Consider the following 20039-nt stretch of genomic DNA (forward strand, 5'->3'; position numbering starts at 1 on the left):
CGTCAAATAGCTCGCTATTCTCCTCACAAAACCGAATTTTCATCCTCAATTTTCTACCGTCCTCGCTACGGGCGCTATTCTCGGTCAGGCTCCTAGTAGGTGGTGCGCTAAAAATAGCCGTTTTGCCCTGGCTCAAAGAAGGTTTTGATTTTTCTTGCCTGCGAAGCAGTTTAGTGGAAAATCCTGATACCGTTTTGGTTGAGGCTGGCTGATTCTTGGGTCATGGCGTGGAGTTTACTTAGGCTTAGCACCACTGGCTGAACGAATCAATATGTCTTGTCGGCTTTTGTTCTGCTCAAGTTACAGAGAGACCGAATATGTTTAAGAAAGATGTTGTAATTACTGCTGAGAATGGCCTTCATACTCGTCCGGCTGCTCAGTTTGTCAAAGAAGCCAAGACCTTCGAGTGTGACATTAAGCTGGAAGCTGGTGGCAAGCAGGCCAGTGCCAAGAGTTTGTTCAAACTGCAGACCCTGGGTCTGACTCAAGGCTCAACAGTGACCATCATCGGCGAAGGTGACGGAGCTGAGAAGGCTGTACAACACCTGGCAGAGTTTATCGTTACATTGAAGTAAGCTTTATGCTGGCCCGGCCTCTACGGCCGGGTTGTCTTTCGGAATAAATCAGTTGTCAATCAGGATGATTAAGTCGTTCACTGACGAAATATTTTCTGGTGCAAAAATGCCTGTAATACTAAAACGGTTACGGGTATCCTCTAAGAAGTATCACGTACCGGGTGTGTTTGAACAAATGCATCGGGACGATGTCATCCATAAGACATGAATGAAACGTGTTTTCGGGTATGTTTGATGGATAACAAGCGGGTAACGCGCACTGGTGAGTGTAGGTTGTCAGGTGTTGTTAACTGCTGAAATATGCTGGGTTTCTCCTTCAGATTGCCGTCTGTAGAGAGAAATCCGGCTGTTTGTGCACCCTTGTGTGTGCACAACGACCCATCAGGAAAGATTTACTGGGGGGGCGATGTTTTCAAGTGTGCGACTTTGTGTGTCTTGATGAGCGTATTTGTAACGTCGTTCCAATCCTGTGTCAACCCCTGATGGCCTAATATGGATAACTTTTGTTGTACTCCCTGAATAAAAGTGTCCTTTGGTGTGACTGTTTGTTGGGCAGGGTTATTAGTTCTGTCGATTGTTGAAAAAAACTGTGAGCCCTTGTAAGACAAGGGGTTTAGGTATTTTCACGAAGCTGAATTTACACCGGAAATCCTATCTACTAATCGAAGTAGCGGGTTATCCCGCTGTGACTAAGGGTATTGGAGACGTCATGATCAAAATCGCAATCAATGGCTATGGTCGTATCGGTCGCAACGTTCTGCGTGCGCTCTATGAAGCAGGTCGTCGTGAAGAATTCCAGATTGTTGCTATCAACGACCTGGGTGATGCGAAAATCAATACTCACCTGACCAGGTACGATACCGTACACGGTCGTTTCGACGCTCAAGTTGAAGAAGGTGAAGGTGCACTGTTTGTCAACGGTGACGAAATCAAGACATTCTCTGAACGTGATCCCTCTAATCTGCCCTGGGCTGCTCTGGGTGTGGACGTTGTTTTTGAATGCACCGGTGTTTTCCGTTCCAGGGAAGCTTGCAAACCTCACCTGAATGCCGGCGCGAAGAAAGTCATCATCTCTGCTCCTGGCAAGGAAGTGGACGCCACCATCGTTTATGGTGTTAACCATGACACCCTGACTGCAGACATGACCGTTATTTCTAACGCTTCATGCACTACCAACTGTCTGGCACCCATTGCCAAACCACTGAACGATGCTTTGGGTATTGAAAAAGGTCTGATGACCACTATTCATGCCTACACCAATGACCAGCGTCTCAGCGACGTATACCACAGCGACCTGTATCGTGCCCGAGCGGCTGCACAGAACATGATCCCGACTGCTACCGGTGCCGCTGCCGCTGTTGGTCTGGTGGTTCCTGAGCTGAAAGGCAAGTTTGATGGAATGGCGGTTCGCGTCCCTACCATCAACGTATCTCTGGTAGATCTGAGTTTTGTCGCCAGTCGTGACACTTCCAAAGAAGAAGTCAACGAAATCATTGCTAATGCAGCCAAGTCTTCCGATGCGATGGGCAAGGTACTGCACGTGAATTACGAGCCTCTGGTTTCCATGGACTTCAACCACAGTCCATTCTCTTCCAGCTTTGATGCCACCCAGACTCGCGTACAAGGTAACTTGGTGAAGGTGATGTCCTGGTACGACAACGAGTGGGGCTTCTCCAACCGTATGCTGGACACAGCTAAAGCTCTGCTGAGTGCCTGAGTTCAGGTGATTGAAAAGCCTCGGTGATGTGAGGCTTTTCAGATTGATGCCGATGCTCTCATAGCAGGGCGTTGGATGTCCGGGACTAAACAGCAGAAAGAAGAAGGTGTATATGAAGCTGGCTGAGGATTAACCACTCAAGCCATCTTCCGGATGTCGGGAAATTGGCATGCCATCTATAATGGGTTCAGACTGGCATGCTGGCATTTCAGGTACACACTCTCCTTTTTGTTGCTTTATCAAGATTGAACAGATGCAGGAACAAAGGCAGGTGTTTTTATTGATTACCCGTCAAATGTTTCTCACTTGAAAATTGTTATCAAACTGCCGTATGGCATTTATGCCCCGGTCGACTCTCCCTTCAGGCAGTTTTATCGTGCTGGGTCGGTTCGTGGCGAATTCGCGAGAGGATATCATGCTCAGACGCACAAAAATCGTTGCCACACTCGGACCTGCCACAGAGTCCGAAGAACAGCTCACCAAGTTGATTGAAGCCGGTGTCAACGTTGTTCGACTGAATTTCTCTCACGGTGACGCTGATGATCACCGTGTCCGTGCAGAGCGCATTCGCAGTATTGCTGCCCGTCTGGGTCGCAGTGTTGCGATTCTCGGTGACCTGCAGGGGCCCAAAATTCGTATCGGGCGTTTCCAGAATGGCAAGATCTTCCTGCCGGACGATGCGGAATTTGTTCTGGATGCCGAGCTGCCCATCGATGCCGGTGATGAAACCCAGGTCGGTCTTGCCTACAAAAATCTGCCAAATGACTGCAAGGTAGGTGATGTACTGCTGTTGGACGATGGCCGTCTGAGCCTGCAGGTTAAGACTATTAAGGGTTCACGCATCGTAACCACCACTCTGGATGGTGGTGAGCTGTCCAACAATAAGGGTATCAACCTGGCCGGTGGTGGTCTGTCTGCCGATGCCCTGACCGTGAAAGATAAGGAAGACATCAAGCTGGCCGCTTCTCTGGGTGTCGATTTCCTGGCAGTGTCTTTTGTGCGCAGTGCGGCTGATGTCGAGCAAGCTCGCAAGCTGCTGGGTGAAGCCGGTGGTACAGCTGCCATTCTGTCGAAGATTGAGCGTGCAGAAGTGGTTCAAAGCTTTGAATTGCTGGAAGAAGTGATCAGGGCCTCTGATGCGGTGATGGTTGCTCGTGGTGACCTGGGTGTGGAAATCGGCGACGCTGAGTTGATTGGTGTTCAGAAGCAGATGATCAACGTTGCCCGTCGCCTGAACCGTCCTGTCATTACAGCCACACAGATGATGGAGTCCATGATTCACAACACTCAGCCAACCCGTGCTGAAGTGTTTGACGTGGCTAACGCCGTTCTGGATGGCACCGACGCTGTCATGTTGTCCGGTGAAACGGCTACAGGCAAGCGTCCACATGAAGTCGTCAAGGCTATGGCCCGTATCTGTCAGGGTGCTGAAAAACATCCTGAAATGATTTCCGGAAGCAGCCTGGACAAGGCCTATGCCGGTGAAACCGATGCAGCCATTGCGCTGGCAGCCATGCACGCGGCAAACCGTCTGGAAGGTGTAAAAGCGATTGTTTGTCTGACCAAAACCGGTGCGACTCCTCTGTGGATGTCCCGTGTTAACACCAGCCTGCCTATTTTTGCCCTGACCCGCTACAAAACTACTGAGCGTCGCGTTGCACTGTACAGGGGTGTTGAGTCAGTCGCTTTTGATAGTGGCAGCCAATACGGCCCCGAAGTCAATCAGCGTGCTATTGCCGAACTGAAAGATCGTGGCCTGCTGGAATCCGGTGACCGTATTATTCTGACCAAGGGTGAGTCCTGTGAAGTTGAAGGCGGCACCAACACCATGCAGATTGTTACTGTGAAATAATTTCAGTCAATACGGGCATGTTGACTGGGCAGCATGCCTGATGCATTCCCTGACGGGATTTAGGAGACGAGCAGATCATGGCAGAACTAAAAAAAATTGGTGTGCTTACCTCAGGTGGTGATGCCCCGGGCATGAACGCCGCCATCCGTTCCGTAGTGCGCAGCTGTATCTTTTACGGGGTTGAGCCGGTAGCTATTCATGAAGGTTATAAAGGTTTGATTAATAACGACCTGGAAGTAATGAACGCGCGCTCAGTGGCCAATATTATCAATCAGGGTGGGACTTTCCTGAAGTCTGCCCGCTGTCAGGAATTCCGTGCTCCGGAGGGGCGGGCTGCTGCTTATAAAAATGCCCGGGCTGCCGGGCTGGATGGACTGGTTGTTATAGGTGGTGACGGTTCCTTCACCGGGGCCATGCTGCTGGAAAAGGAACATGGTCTTTCCTGTATTGGTGTTCCCGGCACCATTGACAACGATATCTTCGGAACCGATTTCACCATTGGTTATGATACTGCCTTGAATACCGTGGTAGAGGCGATTGACAAGATTCGCGATACTGCAACCTCTCATAATCGTCTGTTTCTGATCGAAGTAATGGGTCGGGATGCAGGCTTTATTGCATTAAATGCCGGTATCGCCGCTGGTGCAGAAGAGATTTTGATTCCAGAAGATCAAAAGTCTGTGGATCAATTGATGAGCTCTCTTGAGCAAAGTGGCAGAGCCGGGAAAACATCCAGTATCGTAGTGGTTTCAGAAGGTGATAAATCCGGTGGTGTCTTTGAACTGTCCCGGGCTGTGGAAGAAAACTTCCCGACTTATGAAGTCAAAGTAACTGTGCTCGGTCATATTCAGCGTGGTGGCAAGCCCAGCTGTTATGACCGCGTTCTGGCCAGTCGCCTTGGAGTGGCTTCTGTGGAAGCTCTGCGTGAAGGTGTCAGTGGTGTGATGGTGGGTGTTCGTGACCAAAAAATTGTCCATACCCCTCTGGAAAAAGCCATCAGTAAGCACAATGCGATTGATGGTCATCTGCTAAAAGTAGCGGATATCGTCACCGTATAGATGGTCTCTAACTGCTGTTGTTTGTCGCTTCAGCTGTTAATCTGGAAAGGAATCGGGAGCTTCAGTCGGGTCAACTGGCCAGATTAATCAAGGGCTCCTAAAATAAACGCGTCCGAAGTAGAAGGTGAAAGCGATGGGCCTTTTTGACTCTCTGAAGAAAAGCATTGGGCTAAGCGCCGATCAGGGAACGGTGATCAAGGCACCGCTGACCGGTGACATTGTGCCGATTGAAGAAGTACCTGATCCTGTTTTTGCCGACAAGGTGGTGGGTGATGGCATCGCAATTGATCCTACTGGCAACGTGATGGTAGCGCCCTGTGATGGTGAGATTGGCAAAATCTTTGAAACCAATCACGCCTTCAGCATGGAGACGCCCACCGGGGTTGAGCTGTTTGTTCATTTTGGTATCGATACCGTCGAGCTAAAGGGCGAGGGCTTCAAGCGTATTGCCAGCGAGGGCCAGCAAGTCAAGGCTGGAGATCCGGTCATTGAAGTGGATCTGGACTTTCTGAAGGAGAAAGCCAAGAGTGTGATTACACCCGTTGTGATCTCCAACATGGACGATGTCGCCTCTCTGGAAAAATCTTCGGGCTCTGTTGTCCAGGGCAATGACAACCTGCTGGTTGTCAAAATGAAGTAGTTGTTTCAAACAGGCTGTTATTTTCGGACTTGACATCCTCCCCGCCCTAAGGAGGGTGTCGCAAAGTACGGGGTTTTGCGCTTGTTCGATAATGTCTGTCAGTACCTTGAAGCCGACACACCAGCGGCTTCCAAAATCCCCAACTTCACCTTAAAGCCTTTCAGCGTTTCCTGACGGTCAGAATACCTGACCGACACGTTAGTGACGACCTTTCTTCCTTATTCTATTCTGTCCGCGATTGAACCCTCTGGAAAACTCGTGGTCTCAATTAAAAGACAGGTATGAGTTAGAAATGCAATTCTGCGCCTTTTAAAGCAATGTGTTGTGAGCTCCTGTCATCACTGTATTCCCATAACAAAAAAACTGTGCGATTAGACTAAAGGAGGTGTATATGAAAGGAGTTGTGTCGCTTTTAGTGCTGGTGGTTACCGGCTTCCTGCTGCTGATTTTTTCATTCCAAGAGGTACCTGTGAGCCCGAAAGAAGATCGGGAGGCTGAGAACTTGCAGGTTGTTATTGACGAGTTGGACTCTGTCAGAAGAGAGACAGTGTCCCGATATCTGGACGGAGACTCTCTGTTAGGCGGGAGCAGTTACGAGTCTTATGCCCAGGCCCGCGAGGCTCGCTTGAACCGTATGACCCATCAGGAATTGGTGGCAGAACTCAAGCGTATGGAAGCCGAGCATATCAGGCAGGCTGCGCGCCTTCCTGATATCGTTCTTCCACCGGAGGAAGAATCCGCTCGGGGGGAAGAGGCATGGGGCCTGGATGACACCGTTAGAAAAAGCTCAGGCACCGGGTGTATGGGAGCAAGATCAGCCTACTCATCTTATATGTCATCTTATTATGATGACCTTATCAGGTATCAGTCACAGGGTTGTTTTGATAATTTTTCTCATTCTGTACCTTATTTCTTTATGGACCCAACCCATGAGGAATACACTGTTACCATGCCTGCAGCGATTAGCGATGATGAGCCTGAAAGCTTCACGGTCAGGGTCAGTCCGGGCAAAATGGAAATGCTGAAGCAAAAGCAGAAGCTGGACAAGATGCTGATTGATGATGTGCTCAGAATGACGGGTGAATTGCCCTGATTGATGGTTTAATAAGTAGTTAGTGTCGTTTTTTTAAAGGTGGGTCTGGTTCAAGGTTGCCAGATTTCTCTCAAATCTCCCCGTTATCGCCTGAAGATCATTTCAGTTTCGTGAGATTTTATTTGTAAAGACTGTGTTTTCCTGAGCGATCTGTGACAATCTGGTTATTATTGTCAGAGTTGTCCTGTCTATGTCATCGCTGACGTTCAGCGGCAGGCCATCTATAAAAGACATTTAATGCTATTTTTTTAGCGCTAGCAGCATCAGGAGTCACACATTGCCAATCCCTGTCGAGATCTGCGTCAACAGTCTGAATCCAGACTATGTTTACCGCTCTGTTGCAGCGGCCTGCAAGGGTGGCGCTGCACGTATAGAGTTGTGTGGTGATATGTCCTTAGGAGGTACCACTCCCACAATAGAAGCTCTCGAAGCTGCCCGGGAAGCCTTTCAGGATCGTTGTGGTTTACAGTGCATGATCCGCCCCCGGGGTGGCGATTTTTCATTCGGTACCGAAGAAATTTTGCTTATGGAACGGCAGATCTGTGATGCCGCCAAAGCGCGTGCTGATGGTGTCGTCATAGGTGCTCTTGCACTTCCCGGCAATACCATTAATCGTGATGTACTGGGGCGACTGGTCGACACCGCCAAGACCCGTAATCTGTCCGTGACGTTTCACCGTGCACTGGATGCTACACCCAACGTGTTTGAGAGTCTGGATATACTGATTCAATACGGTGTGGATCGTATTCTGAGCAGTGGTACAACCTGGAGTTCTGCTGACGGCGCTTTTGAAGGCGTGAGGATGCTCGAGCAACTGATGTTGAAAGCCGAAAACAGGTTGGAGCTGGTCGTCGGTGGTGGGGTTGGTCCGGACAACGCCGGGAAGATTCTTCAACAACTACCCGTAGAAATTCATTCGACCAGCATTCATGCGTACAGCAGTGTTCTTGATGAGGGAGAAGTATCGGTTGAGAGAGTGCGTTCCCTCTGTACAGCAGTAGAGTCTTTTCAGTAACCCGGTTTACATGGATTGAATGACTTCTTCCATCTCGGTTCGGATGTTGTCGGATTGAGTGCCAAAGATGGCCTGCATATTCTGACCCACCACCACAACAGCCGTGGCTCCCAGTTGTTTAATGGCTTCCTGGTCAACGTCGTCAGGGTTGTTAACCGTGACTCTCAAACGAGTGATACAGGCATCCAGATTCTTAATGTTTCCCTTGCCGCCAAAAGCCAGAATAAGGTCTCTCGCCAGGGCGCTGGATGGAACCACTTTGGCTGAAAGTTCAGCTTCAACTTCACGTCCGGGTGTTTTGAGGTCCAGCAGGGTAATCATGACCCTGAAGATCACATAATAGAGAACTGCATAGACCAGACCCAGGGCAATAATCCAGAGGGGCTTGGTGGCAATGCCGAAGTAAAGGAGATAATCGATCAGGCCGTTGGAAAATGACATGGCCATCTTAATATCAAGATAGTTGGTGATGGCATAAGCCAGTCCGGCCAGCAGGGCATGAATGCCATAAAGTACCGGGGCGACAAAAAGGAATGAAAACTCTATGGGCTCTGTAATGCCTGTGAGCAATGAAGTGAGAGCCGCTGACAGCATTAGGCCACCGACTTTTTGTTTGTTCTCTGGCCTGGCGCAATGCCAGATGGCAATGGCCGCAGCAGGCAAGCCAAACATTTTGAAAAGGTAGCCACCAGCCAGGAATCCGGCAGTGGGATCACCGGCAAAAAAACGTGCAATGTCGCCTCTAAAGACATTACCTGATGGATCAATGAATTCACCCATCTCCATCTGGAAGGGCACATTCCAGATATGATGCAGGCCAAACGGAATCAGGGCACGTTCAACCACACCATAAACAAAGCCTGCCATGACCGGGTTTTCAGTCACCGACCATTGTGAAAAGGCGTCAATAGCACCCTGAATAGGGGGCCAGATAAAGCTCAGCAGGATGCCGAGAAAGACAGCCCCGATGGCGGTGACAATGGGAACAAAGCGCTTTCCTGCAAAGAAGCCCAGATAATCCGGAAGTTTGATCTTGTAATAGCGATTGAACATCCAAGAGGCCATGATACCGACAATAATTCCACCGAAAACACCGGTATCAATCGTATCTATGCCCATAATAGAACTGGGTTCTACTCCGAGCTCTGCGGCCATGACACCCATGGTTCCCAGCATGACCACGAAGCCTACAGTTGCCGCCACTGAGGAAACACCGTCATTATCAGTAAGGCCAATGGCAGTACCAATAGCAAAGATAATGGGCAGGTTTCCGAAGACCATGCCACCCGCCTGGGCCATGATGCTGGAGACGAGATCTGGAATAAAATCGAAGCCGGCACTGCCTACGCCCAGCAGTATTCCCGCAACAGGCAGAACGGCTACAGGCAGCATCAACGCCCGACCTATCTGCTGAAGTGTGCCGAATGCAGATTTGACCATTGGAGAGACTCCGGGGGAGAAGATTCTAATCTGAGAGCAAGCTGAAGATGGGTAAACTTATGGAAGAATAGACCAAACGGCCGTGAGCGTAGAAATAACATTTACTTCCATGGGCGTGTTGACGGCCAGAGTATCTCCAGCTCCCTCTGGGAAGCAAAAGCTACGCATGATCCGCCATTCATTACGGCGATTCATTCATCCTGATGCGGGTGAGATCTTTTTGCCCGGCCATCCTTTGTGACAGCCTCTTTAGCGTGGGAGCAAGGAAATAAAAGGGAGTTGCGACAGGCTCCCACGCCGGTATTTCATTTTGATTCCCTTCTTCTTTTTGCCTACATCGGTAGGTCAATGGAGGTATTTTATGGAAAACCTATACAAAACCGATTACCACCGGTGGCTCGGTCAGCAGCGGGATCTGCTGGCTCAGGGCCAATTTGACCAGCTTGACATTCCCAACCTATTGGAGGCAATGGATTTTGAAATGGGCGATATTACCAAAGAGCTTCGAGCCCATTTAATTATTCTGCTGCTTCACCTGCTGAAATACGACTACCAGATACGGGTTCTGAAAGACTCATGGGTACAAGACAAGGTGATGTATACCTGGCTGCCCAGCATCAACAATCCAAGAATTGAGATTGAACAGCACATAAACAAGAACCCGAGTCTGGAGCCCGCAGTTAATGAGGTGCTGGCAGAGGCATACTCCCTGGCCAAACTAAAAGCCATCAAAGAGCTGAACAAATACATTCGCTCAGAGAGTAAGCGCCTGCACAAAAACAACTTTCCCGAACAATGCCCATGGACATATAAGCAAATCACCGACGATGACTGGCTGCCGGGAGAGTGACGAGTTGCTTTACTGCCTGATCAGACGCCTGTCATCCTGCCCGGCCCGGTCACTACTGCGCCAGGGGTTAATATCCAGTCCTCCCCGGCGTACATAGCGAGCATAGACGGTCAGAGATTCCATTTCGAAACGGGCCCGGATCTCTGTGAAAACTCTTTCCACACACTGCTCATGAAATTCCTGATGCCCCCGGAATGAACAGATAAACCTCAAAAACGACTCATGACTAATGGCTTCACCTTTATATTGGACGACCACGGTACCCCAATCTGGTTGCCCGGTAACTGGACAGTTGGACTTCAGCAAATGAGAGTGGATGGTTTCTTCCCGGGTGCCTTCAGCCTTTTGCAAGAGGTCAGGCTTATAGTCATAGCAATCAATGGCCACATCCAGCTGATCTACGCCAATACCGGGAGCCGGTTTGAATCCGAAAACTTCCATTTCGGCAATCGTCATCAGCTTTACGCTAACCGGTGCACCTGCCGCTTGACTGAGATCCTTTTCCATTAGCGCCTGAACCTGAGACACAGAGTCAAACTGAGTCTGGTTGAATGAATTCAGGTAAAGCTTGAAGGACTTTGATTCAATGAGACAGGGCGAATGGCACGGCAACTCAAAACGACCCACCATTGCCAACGGCTTACCCTTTTTATTGAGCCATGACAGTTCATAGCCATGCCAGACATCACTGCCAACGAAAGGGAGATTTTCCGGGTCCAGCCCCAACTCCAGCTGCTTATCCTTACGGGGAATGGGAAACAAAAGTTCCGGATTATACTCCGCCTGGTACTCACTGTTTTTCCCCAGTGGGGAGGCATTCACTAATTCACTCATAATTTCACACTCTGACTCAACTCTTTCTGCCCCATAACCCGGCCAGTTCTGCACTCTCCACATTCAGTTTCGCAGGCCTTTGCCCACTCGCAGGAGATGAAGGGCCCATGTGGCCATGATAACGATAGCCAGAACCATCACAACAAAAGCCCAGCCAGTGCTGATACCGCTGTCCTGCCCGAGGATTCCATAACGGAAGGCATTCACCTGATAGAGGATAGGATTCAATAGTGAGATGGAGCGGAATGGCTCGGGAAGAACGTCTACCGAGTAGAAAACCCCTCCCAGGTATGTGAGTGGAGTCAGTACAAATGTTGGGATGATGGCGACATCATCGAATTTTTTGGCAAACACTGCATTGATGAAGCCACCCAATGCAAACAGAGTTGCTGTCAGAAAAACGGCCAGCAGGGTAATAAGAATATGATGAACCTGAAGCTCTACAAAGAAGGCTCCCAGCAGCATAACCAGAACACCAACGTAGAGCCCCCTGACAACACCGCCCATAGTGTACCCGGCCAGAATCACCCAGTTCGGTACCGGTGACACCAGCAACTCTTCAACACTCTTCTGAAACTTGTTGCTGAAAAAGCTGGAAGCCACATTACTGAAGCTGTTGGTAATCACCGCCATCATAACCAGACCCGGTACGACAAAGGTCATATAATCAAAGCCACCCATTTCGCCCACTCTGGAGCCAATCACGGCACCAAAAATAACGAAATACAGAGACATGGTGATCGCTGGCGGCAATAGGGTCTGTGGCCAAATGCGCATGAAACGACGAATTTCTTTACTGAAGATCGTATTAAACGCGACCAGGTTATACTTCCACTCACTCACCGTGCGCTTCCCCCTTCTCAGCTGCACTGCCTTTAGTTTGTCCCGAAGAGTCAGCTCCCGAAGCGTCTGTCGCCGAGGCATCAGAAGTTAAATTGACAAACAGCTCTTCAAGCCGGTTGGACTTGTTTCTCATACTGGCTACTTCAATACGACATTCACTCAGCTGCCTGAACAGGTCATTCACTCCCTGATGCTTGCCAACCTCAACTTCAATGCTACGGTTATCCAACATCTTGACGGTATAACCTGCAAAGGTAGGCAGATATTCAATCGGCTTTTTCAGATCCAGCACAAAGCTCTCTTGTTGAAGCTTGCCCAACAAAGCCTTGGTACTGGTGTTCTCGACAATCTTGCCACTATCGATAATGCCAATATTGCGGCAGAGCTGCTCAGCCTCTTCGAGATAATGAGTGGTCAGGATAATCGTGGTGCCCTGCCCATTGATGTCCCTGAGGAAGTCCCAGAGAGAGCGACGAAGCTCAATATCAACACCGGCGGTCGGTTCATCAAGAATCAGTAGTCTGGGCTGGTGAATCAGGGCTCTGACAATCATCAAACGGCGCTTCATACCGCCGGACAACATTCTTGAGACATTGTGTCGTTTATCCCACAGGCCCAACTGCTTGAGATACTTCTCAGAGCGCTGGCGGGCTTCTTTTGCTGGTATGCCATAGTAACCGGCTTGCGTCACAATGATATCTTCAACTTTTTCAAACTGGTTGAAGTTGAATTCCTGGGGAACGACTCCCAGCATCCGCTTGGCCCTGACAAGATCAGTATCAATGTCGTGCCCGAATATTGAAACCTTGCCAGAAGTCTTTCGAACCAGTGATGAAATAATACCGATAGAGGTTGATTTGCCGGCACCATTGGGTCCCAGCAGGGCGTAAAAATCGCCTTCTTCAACCGAGAGATCAATCCCTTTCAGGGCTTGAAATCCATTGTCGTATTGTTTTCTTAGATTCTGTATTTTCAGTGCCTGAGGCATGTTTTTATAGTCCGTGTTATGCAGAGCTTCTTCTCCATCAAAGCCTTTGCATAGTGTCACTCTTGCTTTTACCCTGCTTTCTCTCATCCATCCAGTGAAATCAAACAGAGGCGATTACTCATGGCAGTTACTTTGAACGTTTTTCCGTCATCAGGAAATAGAAAAATATCCTGCTGCTTATGGCTGTCACTACTTATTGATGTATTGATCTGTAGAGCTTCACTCTCTGCAACGCTGTGGCATAGTCCTTGGAAGAGGCTAAAAAGAGCACTGAGAGAGACGCCCAACCCTTCCCCAAAATGAAAAAAGGATGATTTTATTATAAAACGATAAATTAAACGGCATTTTTAAATTATTTTTTCATACTAAGCCCCAATCAACTGAGTCAGTGCTGGTTTAAGTTGTGGATAAGTGAATGAAAATCCTTCAGCCATGAGACGCTGTGGGTAGATATTCTGGCCTTTCAATACCATTTCAGAAGACTCCCCCAACATTCCCCTGAGAACCATGGCTGGCATTTTCAGGAAGGCCGGACGATTAAGAGTGCCGGCCAGAGTCACGGCAAAGTCTTTATTACTGACAGCTTCAGGAGCGGTGGCATTAAAGGCGCCCTCAGCTGAGTCATTCTCCAGCAAAAATTCCAGCGCATTCACCATATCTTCCATGTGAATCCACGACATCATCTGCTTGCCAGAACCCAGCGGACCACCAATACCCAGACGGAAAGGAAGCATCATTTCCCGGAGCGCACCGCCTTCAGGGTGCAATACTACTCCGGTTCTGACCAGACAAACCCGCAGCCCCAAATCCTTTGCACGCACAGCAGCCTGCTCCCAGCGTATACACAGTCCTGCAGCAAAGTCATCCCCAGCCCCGGAAGACTCATCCAGACGGGCAGCATCGTCCCTACCACCATAAAACCCAATAGCAGAGCCACTGATCAGACAGTCTGGCCGGTTTTCCATTCTCTCAGTCAGGTCAACCAATTCTGAAGTCAATGCGATCCGGCTATTGAGCAACTGTCTTTTTCTTGAGGGAGTCCAACGCTTATCCATCACTCCTTCACCGGCCAGATTGACAATGGCATCGAAGGCTTCAGAGGGCTTCACAGCCGACAAGGACTTTACAGGCTTCACTTCAGTGGACAGAAGGCGGTGTACATCCCTGGCATCCTGTCTGCTCAAAATGGTCAGCCGATGCCCTTTTGATAAAAGTCTGGCCACCAGTCGGCGGCCAATAAACCCTGTTCCCCCGGTAATCAGTATCTGCATGACATAAGTCCCGAATAAGCCTTGAAATGAAATGGAGCGTCCTCAGTCTCACGGGATAAAATCCCATGATTCCATATTAAACAGCCATGAGCTTCAGAAACAATTTTTTACTGATGATTTTTATTGCAGAATGAATGAACTTTGAGGCAGATTTTTTACCCATAAAAAAATACCCTGGGTCCCCTCAAACCCGGGTATTTGATCAGCTGGCTTGTCACTGGCTCCCGCTTCTTTTTTTTATGTCCCTTATTCTCTGGCGCTTTTTATTATTTTTCTTGATTGGCCCGAGTGACTTCATAATACGTATTACCTACTACAAAAACCTTGATCTATATCAATAAAGCTTCGGTTTACACCTATGCGAATATCCAGTCACGAATATAAGGCATTTGTCTTTTTTTATTTCACTTTCACTCAAGCAGTCCAAAACCCGGTTTTTTGACTTATGTCAGCCATAATGTCACCACTCCATGAAACCGACTGCATCTAAAAAGACACAGTGTAAACTGAGCGTCCTGACTATTTTTACCGTAAAACATTTTTTGAGTGTTTCGGGCAATTGATCAAGAGTCCGCAAAGCACTCCGGCTAACTGTATACCAGACAGGAGTATGACCATGGATCCAGAGTCTGCCGTAATGGAGATTATCATTAACTCTGGCCTCGCTCGCAGCTGTGCTTACGATGCTTTGTCCAAGGCAAAGGCTGGGGATTACGAAGGAGCCGAAGAGATGATAGCTCACGCCCGGGAGGCCGCAAAAGGGGCTCACAGAATCCAGACTCAACTGATCGAGGAAGATCAGGGCGAAGGGAAAAGGCCAATGACCCTGGTGATGGTACATGCCCAGGATCATTTGATGACATCCATGCTGGCTCAGGAAATGGTTCAGGAGCTGATAACACTTCACAAAAAAATCGATCAGAAGCAAAAATGGCCACAATAAAAGACGTCGCTGAGCGAGCAAAAGTATCCCGTGCTATCGTATCCAGGGTACTGAAAAATACCGGACAGGTAACGGAGACAACCCGCCTGTGAGTGGAGTTTGCTATTCAAGAGATGGCTGCAGGTTGTGTGGAAGCCTTTGCTTTTCTCTGTGAATACAGTTTAACGAAACTCGCGAAATTCTCCATCCATAGCCTCTCATTGGGAGCGTAGCGACCTTTGAAGGTTTGGATGGAGATGGATAGCGAATAGCCCGTATAGGGCTGTCATTTCTCCGGCCTCTCCTGTTTCTGTATGTATTCCTTCAGAACTTCCAAAGGCGCACCGTCAGCCGTTATCAAGCAGTACGCCCTTGTCCATAGAACAGGCTTCCAATAATGCATTTTCAAGTGCTTTGAAAACTCTTTTCGGATAAGCCTGCTGGTGACAGTTTTCAGGTTGTTCACGAACTTGCTGGGCATGATGTTCGGATGCAGATCAAGCATTAGGTGAACATGGTCAGCCTCTCCACCAAACTCTTCAAGATCAACCTCCCACTTTTGGCAAAGGTCACGACAGATTTCTTCCAACCTGACCAGCATGGGAGCTGTGAAGCATCTACGGCGGTATTTTGTTACTAACACTAAATGATATTTTAGCTTATAGACACAATGATAGTGGGATTTCATTCTATTACACTAAGTTATTTTGTGTTATTATAGTCGTATGAGAGCATACAAGTACAGAACCTACCCCAACCCTGAACAGCGAGTGCTGATTGAAAAGCACTTCGGTTGCTCTCGTCATGTCTATAACTGGGCATTGTCAGAAAAAGACAAACATTACAAAGAAACCGGAAAGAGCCTGTCAAAGCGTCAGCTTCAGGATCGTCTGGTTGCCAGCAAGAAAGACGACAAAGAATGGTTGACGGACGTCAACAGTCAAAGTCTGCTGGCCTCTCTCGCCAACCTGGATACTGCGTTCACCAACTTTTTTCAGGGTCGAGCCCAGTTTCCAAAATTCAAATCAAAATATTCCGGCTGGCAGTCTTTCCAATGCCCCCAGCATGTAACGGTTGATTTTGAAGCATCGGCTATCAACCTGCCAAAGCTGAAGGGAATAAAAGCAAAACTTCATCGCCCGTTTTCCGGCAAGGTCAAAACCGTTACTGTCAAGCGTTCACCGTCAGGCAAATACTTTGCCAGTGTGTTGGTTGATGATGGTGTTGTTGATCCAGCTCCTGCAACGATTGAAAGAGAAAACACTGTTGGTCTTGATGTTGGGCTGACTGAATTTCTTATTGATAGTAAAGGTAACAAGACTGAAAACCCTCGTATTCTGAAGGCTTCACTGGTTCGGCTGGCAATGGAGCAAAAGATACTCGCCAGAAAGAAAAAAGGTTCAGCCAACAGATCAAAGCAAAAACGCAAAGTCTCCATAATCCATGAAAAAATAGCCAACCGTCGCTACGATTTCACGCACCAGGCAACAGCAAATTTGGCTGACAAAAGCCACGCAACCACCTTTGCTGTAGAAGACCTCAATATCAAAGGCATGATAAAAAACCGTAAACTTGCCAGAGCAATACAGGACGCAGGCTGGGGAATGTTTCTGACGACACTGGAATACAAGTGTCGTTGGAATGGCAAGAACCTGATTCGGATAGGGAGGTTCCATCCGAGTTCCAAACTGTGTAATTGCTGCGGCTATAAAATGGAAGCCATGCCCCTGTCTGTGCGGGAGTGGCAGTGCCCAAATTGTCAATCTGTCAATGACAGGGACATAAACGCCGCCTGTAATATCCGTGATATTGGTTTAGCTGATTCGCTGGGATGCAGCGTTTGTATAAAGAGTTCCCCTGTAGCAATATCTGTCAGCGCAGGTGCTACAGCGAAAGGTGTTGAGAGTTCTCAGCGTGGGTCGCAAGAAGCCCCCACTAAAGCTGCTTCAGCGGCTTAGTGGTGGGAGTACATCACCCCGTAAATTAATCATCAAAATAAATAGAAGGATGAGGAGGGCAGAGCACGCCAACGAATGCACCAGCGGCAAAACCAGCAAAATGACTAGCAGCAAGGTAGCCATAAAATGCATAAGCTATAGGGCAGCTGGCAAGGCTAATAGAAAAACCTATAAACCCGTAAGGTAGTACTTCAATTACGCTATTTCCCGCTCCAAAAACAGCTCCGGATAGAGTAGCTGTGCGTACACCAGCAGCCAAAGCGGTCATAACATCACCAGTCTCAGCCAAACCACTGTAAATATTAATAATGCCAGAGGTACCAATAAGAGTTGCCCCAATAAGAGCAGAGCCAGCAGCACCAATAAAAGCATTAGTAGCAATTTGAGATATTCTGGTTACCCGTTCACGCAATGATCGAGGAGGAGGCATATTCTCAAAAACATATGACGGCACCGGAGCCCTACAGCTAGGACAAGTCTTGGAATGGCCATACCATATAGCAAGACATTTTCTTCCAAAAACATGAGATTCATGGCACGGGAGAACCACTTTTTTATTCTTACATCGAAGATCTTCATTATCTTTTTCATTAAAAGACCCGAGACAGATTTGACATGCATCCGAAACACTCATTGTCATAAAATAAGTTCCATTTCTGTTCATTAGTAAATAATGAGATAAAAAACTGGCAGAAAAGTTCCCCAAATTTTATGACTTACCCTGTGAAAAGCCATAACGATGCCAGGCGGAAGAACCGTTGCCTCGTCTCAGCTTTGCTCGCTACTTTTGCGACAGCTTCCTCCGTGGGAATGACGCCCTCCTACTTAGCGACCATTCTGGCAATATCATCATGCTCCATGCCACTCCGGGCGAAGAAGTGCTTGAGACGATTGCACCCGGAGCCGGTCCCGGTACGTGCCCCAAAGTTCGGGCAATACGGGAAAGGTTGACTGAACCCATCTGCATGAGGCCAAAAATAACCAGCGCAATAAGGTCAATACAGGATTGATGCCCAAGAGAGGTTTCAAGATGATTTGCCAGTAAATGGGGGCTTGTCCCCTGCAGAGGTCGTCAAGTTGCAAGATCAGTCATTTGGTCCATATATATTCTTCAGCATATGGAGGTTATTGGCTGATATGAAAAAATATATAGCTCTGACTGCTCTTTTTTGTCTTTCCTGTAAGAGTGTTGCCACAGGCTATGTTATCCGCAGTCCTTATGACTACAATTCTGTGGCTAATTTTGTGCTTCAATCAAATGGCTGGGGTATTCTTTGGGTGTCCATCCGGCAGCAGGCTTTTCCATACTGGGTGCAAGGCTTCCCCGCGCCAACAAACTTTTTCCCTAGTCATATGGGTATTATGATTCGAGGCTGCATGTATTATGTTGAGGTACTGGATTACTTCTCTCCCTAGCAGCCTGACACGGCCATTCCAGCTGACGCCTTCGGCGGAGCTGAATGTCGTCGGGGATAGCGGGGGCTGCCCGACTCAGCGCTCGACGGGCTGCAGGGGGATAATGTAATCTTCCCAATCCTCTTCAGGCACTGAGCTTTCTGATTGCGCAAACGCCCCGATGGAAATGCCAGCCAAATGAACGCTGTCCGGGTTTCCGGATATCAGAGGGTGCCAGTCGCAAAGCGGTTTGCCTTCGGCCAGAAGTCGATAGGCACAGGTGTCTGGCAGCCAGTGAAAATGAGGAATATCACTGGCTGTCAGCTTAAGGCATTCAGGGACTTTTTCCTTGCGGTGTTCATAATCTGAACACTGGCAGCTATGAATATCCAGCAGCTTGCAGGCCAGAGAGGTGTAGTGAACCTCTCCTGTATCCTCATCTTGCAGCTTTTGCAGGCAGCAGCGACCGCAGCCATCACAGAGGCTCTCCCATTCATCAGGAGTCATCTGTTCGAGGGATTTGGTCTGCCAGAAAGAGGTTGTCATACCGCAATAGTGTTCATTTAATGTGAAGTAGTGCAATTACCGGCAGAAAGTAACGAACTAATAGCCATGAAGCAACTCTAATTCCTGACAACTCTCACAAACATCAAGAGCAACTTCCAATAATAAAGGGTCTCGCCTTTTTAGAAGAATGCTCTTTTCTGAGTTTTTGCAGGGCAGTCAAAGAAGTAAACAGTTCGAATACAGGCCGGGCGTTGTTGGCGTCCAGAAAACGCAACTGATCAGCTCCTGCATCCATGCAGTTGTGCGGTTGCGATAAATTGGCCTGAAAATTCATGCTCCCTCGTCAAATAGCTCGCTATTCTCCTCGGGATCAGAAATTTTTATCCTTAATTTCTCGCAACCTTCGCTACGGACACATAAGTTCGACAGGCTGCTAGTCTTTCCATTTCGGCCAGTTGAAAATCGCTTTCACTTGCTCATATTGGGGCAAGCCTCTTGACGTAGACATGGACGAGAAAGCGCGGAACAGCTCCTCATTGAATCCATGCTCATACTGCTGGTCTTTCGATTCCAGCCGACTCAGCGTGTCTTTCACTTCCTGCTGATGCTTGGGCAAGCCTCTGCCATGATTCCTGGACGCGTAGTAGAGGAACAGCGCCGTATTGAACTTGTCATCCCGTCTCCATTCAAGCCAGCCCAGCACCACTGTCACTTCCTCATGTTTGGGGAAGCCTTTGCCATGATTCATGGACGAGAGGGCGAGGAACAGCTCCGTATTGAACCGGCCATCCTGGTCTCTCCATTCCGGCCAGTCCAGCATTAGTCTTACTTCTACGTGTTTGGGAAAGCCTCTGCCATGATTCATAGACGAGACGGCAAGGAACAGCTTCGTATTGAACTCGCCATCCTGGTCTCTCCATTCCGGCCAGCTCAGCAGCACTGCCACTTCCTCATGTTTGGGAAAGCCTTTGCCGTGATTCATAAACGAGACGGCGACGAAAAGCTTCGTATTGAACTCGCCATCCTGGTCTCTCCATTCCGGCCAGCCCAGCAGCACTGTCACTTCCTCATGTTTGGGAAA

The 20039-nt window shown here is 48.6% G+C and carries 22 protein-coding genes; 13 read left to right on the plus strand and 9 right to left on the minus strand.

What is annotated here, in order from left to right:
* The 8 genes from KDK17_RS13285 to KDK17_RS13320 form a co-directional block, all read left to right on the plus strand.
* On the plus strand, positions 1–212 hold a 212-nt coding region (locus tag KDK17_RS13285; protein WP_257288257.1), incomplete at its 5' end, for a hypothetical protein.
* Between the two features lie 105 nt (positions 213–317).
* Positions 318–575 (plus strand): HPr family phosphocarrier protein, encoded by a 258-nt coding sequence (locus KDK17_RS13290; protein WP_257253431.1) that lies wholly within the window; start codon positions 318–320, stop codon positions 573–575.
* Between the two features lie 709 nt (positions 576–1284).
* The gene (gene gap, locus KDK17_RS13295) at positions 1285–2292 is read left to right on the plus strand and encodes a type I glyceraldehyde-3-phosphate dehydrogenase (RefSeq protein WP_257253430.1); all 1008 of its coding nucleotides are present in this window, start codon (positions 1285–1287) and stop codon (positions 2290–2292) included.
* Between the two features lie 415 nt (positions 2293–2707).
* Positions 2708–4144, plus strand: coding sequence for a pyruvate kinase (gene pyk, locus KDK17_RS13300; RefSeq protein ID WP_257253429.1), 1437 nt, complete (start codon positions 2708–2710; stop codon positions 4142–4144).
* Positions 4145–4221: 77 nt separating this feature from the next.
* Complete coding sequence (gene pfkA, locus KDK17_RS13305) at positions 4222–5202, plus strand: 6-phosphofructokinase (RefSeq protein WP_257253428.1); 981 nt, start codon at positions 4222–4224, stop codon at positions 5200–5202.
* Between the two features lie 133 nt (positions 5203–5335).
* Complete coding sequence (gene crr / locus KDK17_RS13310; RefSeq protein ID WP_257253427.1) at positions 5336–5842, plus strand: PTS glucose transporter subunit IIA; 507 nt, start codon at positions 5336–5338, stop codon at positions 5840–5842.
* Between the two features lie 391 nt (positions 5843–6233).
* Positions 6234–6935, plus strand: a complete 702-nt coding sequence (locus KDK17_RS13315) for a hypothetical protein (RefSeq protein ID WP_257281859.1) — start codon at positions 6234–6236, stop codon at positions 6933–6935.
* Between the two features lie 277 nt (positions 6936–7212).
* Positions 7213–7950, plus strand: a complete 738-nt coding sequence (locus tag KDK17_RS13320) for a copper homeostasis protein CutC (RefSeq protein ID WP_257281860.1) — start codon at positions 7213–7215, stop codon at positions 7948–7950.
* Between the two features lie 6 nt (positions 7951–7956).
* On the opposite strand, the gene ptsG is transcribed toward KDK17_RS13320, so the two are convergent.
* On the minus strand, positions 7957–9390 hold the full coding sequence (gene ptsG / locus KDK17_RS13325; RefSeq protein ID WP_257253423.1) for a PTS glucose transporter subunit IIBC: 1434 nt from the start codon (positions 9388–9390) through the stop codon (positions 7957–7959).
* A 361-nt stretch (positions 9391–9751) separates the two neighbouring features.
* Here ptsG and KDK17_RS13330 point away from each other — a divergent pair, with 361 nt between their 5' ends.
* Complete coding sequence (locus tag KDK17_RS13330; RefSeq protein WP_257288258.1) at positions 9752–10240, plus strand: DUF29 domain-containing protein; 489 nt, start codon at positions 9752–9754, stop codon at positions 10238–10240.
* A 9-nt stretch (positions 10241–10249) separates the two neighbouring features.
* Here KDK17_RS13330 and queF read toward each other — a convergent pair whose 3' ends face one another.
* The 4 genes from queF to KDK17_RS13350 form a co-directional block, all read right to left on the minus strand.
* Complete coding sequence (gene queF / locus KDK17_RS13335; protein WP_257253436.1) at positions 10250–11074, minus strand: NADPH-dependent 7-cyano-7-deazaguanine reductase QueF; 825 nt, start codon at positions 11072–11074, stop codon at positions 10250–10252.
* Positions 11075–11137: 63 nt separating this feature from the next.
* Positions 11138–11851, minus strand: coding sequence for an ABC transporter permease (locus KDK17_RS13340; RefSeq protein WP_373691592.1), 714 nt, complete (start codon positions 11849–11851; stop codon positions 11138–11140).
* 58 nt (positions 11852–11909) lie between these two features.
* Complete coding sequence (locus KDK17_RS13345) at positions 11910–12905, minus strand: ABC transporter ATP-binding protein (RefSeq protein ID WP_257253434.1); 996 nt, start codon at positions 12903–12905, stop codon at positions 11910–11912.
* Positions 12906–13270: 365 nt separating this feature from the next.
* Positions 13271–14176 (minus strand): TIGR01777 family oxidoreductase, encoded by a 906-nt coding sequence (locus KDK17_RS13350; RefSeq protein ID WP_257253418.1) that lies wholly within the window; start codon positions 14174–14176, stop codon positions 13271–13273.
* 616 nt (positions 14177–14792) lie between these two features.
* Here KDK17_RS13350 and KDK17_RS13355 point away from each other — a divergent pair.
* Both KDK17_RS13355 and KDK17_RS13360 read left to right on the plus strand, forming a co-directional pair.
* Positions 14793–15119 (plus strand): PTS lactose/cellobiose transporter subunit IIA, encoded by a 327-nt coding sequence (locus KDK17_RS13355; RefSeq protein ID WP_257253416.1) that lies wholly within the window; start codon positions 14793–14795, stop codon positions 15117–15119.
* Positions 15107–15211: a LacI family DNA-binding transcriptional regulator gene (locus KDK17_RS13360; protein ID WP_257253415.1), complete on the plus strand. Its 105-nt coding sequence runs from the start codon at positions 15107–15109 to the stop codon at positions 15209–15211. The genes KDK17_RS13355 and KDK17_RS13360 overlap by 13 nt, the downstream gene beginning before the upstream one ends.
* Before the next feature lie 173 nt (positions 15212–15384).
* Here KDK17_RS13360 and tnpA read toward each other — a convergent pair whose 3' ends face one another.
* On the minus strand, positions 15385–15786 hold the full coding sequence (gene tnpA, locus KDK17_RS13365) for an IS200/IS605 family transposase (protein ID WP_257253413.1): 402 nt from the start codon (positions 15784–15786) through the stop codon (positions 15385–15387).
* 37 nt (positions 15787–15823) lie between these two features.
* Between tnpA and KDK17_RS13370 the strand changes: the two genes are divergently transcribed.
* The gene (locus tag KDK17_RS13370; protein ID WP_257253411.1) at positions 15824–17056 is read left to right on the plus strand and encodes a transposase; all 1233 of its coding nucleotides are present in this window, start codon (positions 15824–15826) and stop codon (positions 17054–17056) included.
* Between the two features lie 25 nt (positions 17057–17081).
* Here the strand turns inward: KDK17_RS13370 and KDK17_RS13375 are convergent, their stop codons facing one another.
* A complete protein-coding gene (locus tag KDK17_RS13375; RefSeq protein WP_257281866.1) occupies positions 17082–17762 on the minus strand; it encodes an RING finger domain-containing protein in 681 nt (226 codons plus the stop codon).
* A gap of 431 nt (positions 17763–18193) precedes the next feature.
* Between KDK17_RS13375 and KDK17_RS13380 the strand changes: the two genes are divergently transcribed.
* A complete protein-coding gene (locus tag KDK17_RS13380; protein ID WP_257253407.1) occupies positions 18194–18472 on the plus strand; it encodes a hypothetical protein in 279 nt (92 codons plus the stop codon).
* 75 nt (positions 18473–18547) lie between these two features.
* Here KDK17_RS13380 and KDK17_RS13385 read toward each other — a convergent pair whose 3' ends face one another.
* Positions 18548–18997 carry a YcgN family cysteine cluster protein gene (locus KDK17_RS13385; RefSeq protein ID WP_257253875.1) on the minus strand — a complete coding sequence of 150 codons (450 nt, stop codon included), beginning with the start codon at positions 18995–18997 and terminating at the stop codon, positions 18548–18550.
* Between the two features lie 394 nt (positions 18998–19391).
* Positions 19392–20039: hypothetical protein (locus KDK17_RS13390; protein ID WP_257288260.1), on the minus strand; the 648-nt coding region annotated here is incomplete at its 5' end.

The sequence above is a fragment of the Endozoicomonas sp. SESOKO2 genome (assembly GCF_024606245.1).
Taxonomy (GTDB): domain Bacteria; phylum Pseudomonadota; class Gammaproteobacteria; order Pseudomonadales; family Endozoicomonadaceae; genus Endozoicomonas_A.

Bases quoted from the DNA above. Each gene is read 5' to 3' on its own strand.
- KDK17_RS13290 (WP_257253431.1), top strand. From the start codon at position 318: ATGTTTAAGAAAGATGTTGTAATTACTGCTGAGAATGGCCTTCATACT.
- gap (WP_257253430.1), top strand. From the start codon at position 1,285: ATGATCAAAATCGCAATCAATGGCTATGGTCGTATCGGTCGCAACGTT.
- pyk (WP_257253429.1), top strand. From the start codon at position 2,708: ATGCTCAGACGCACAAAAATCGTTGCCACACTCGGACCTGCCACAGAG.
- pfkA (WP_257253428.1), top strand. From the start codon at position 4,222: ATGGCAGAACTAAAAAAAATTGGTGTGCTTACCTCAGGTGGTGATGCC.
- crr (WP_257253427.1), top strand. From the start codon at position 5,336: ATGGGCCTTTTTGACTCTCTGAAGAAAAGCATTGGGCTAAGCGCCGAT.
- KDK17_RS13315 (WP_257281859.1), top strand. From the start codon at position 6,234: ATGAAAGGAGTTGTGTCGCTTTTAGTGCTGGTGGTTACCGGCTTCCTG.
- ptsG (WP_257253423.1), bottom strand. From the start codon at position 9,390: ATGGTCAAATCTGCATTCGGCACACTTCAGCAGATAGGTCGGGCGTTG.
- KDK17_RS13330 (WP_257288258.1), top strand. From the start codon at position 9,752: ATGGAAAACCTATACAAAACCGATTACCACCGGTGGCTCGGTCAGCAG.
- queF (WP_257253436.1), bottom strand. From the start codon at position 11,074: ATGAGTGAATTAGTGAATGCCTCCCCACTGGGGAAAAACAGTGAGTAC.
- KDK17_RS13340 (WP_373691592.1), bottom strand. From the start codon at position 11,851: ATGCGCATTTGGCCACAGACCCTATTGCCGCCAGCGATCACCATGTCT.
- KDK17_RS13345 (WP_257253434.1), bottom strand. From the start codon at position 12,905: ATGCCTCAGGCACTGAAAATACAGAATCTAAGAAAACAATACGACAAT.
- KDK17_RS13350 (WP_257253418.1), bottom strand. From the start codon at position 14,176: ATGCAGATACTGATTACCGGGGGAACAGGGTTTATTGGCCGCCGACTG.
- KDK17_RS13355 (WP_257253416.1), top strand. From the start codon at position 14,793: ATGGATCCAGAGTCTGCCGTAATGGAGATTATCATTAACTCTGGCCTC.
- KDK17_RS13360 (WP_257253415.1), top strand. From the start codon at position 15,107: ATGGCCACAATAAAAGACGTCGCTGAGCGAGCAAAAGTATCCCGTGCT.
- tnpA (WP_257253413.1), bottom strand. From the start codon at position 15,786: ATGAAATCCCACTATCATTGTGTCTATAAGCTAAAATATCATTTAGTG.
- KDK17_RS13370 (WP_257253411.1), top strand. From the start codon at position 15,824: ATGAGAGCATACAAGTACAGAACCTACCCCAACCCTGAACAGCGAGTG.
- KDK17_RS13380 (WP_257253407.1), top strand. From the start codon at position 18,194: ATGAAAAAATATATAGCTCTGACTGCTCTTTTTTGTCTTTCCTGTAAG.
- KDK17_RS13385 (WP_257253875.1), bottom strand. From the start codon at position 18,997: ATGACAACCTCTTTCTGGCAGACCAAATCCCTCGAACAGATGACTCCT.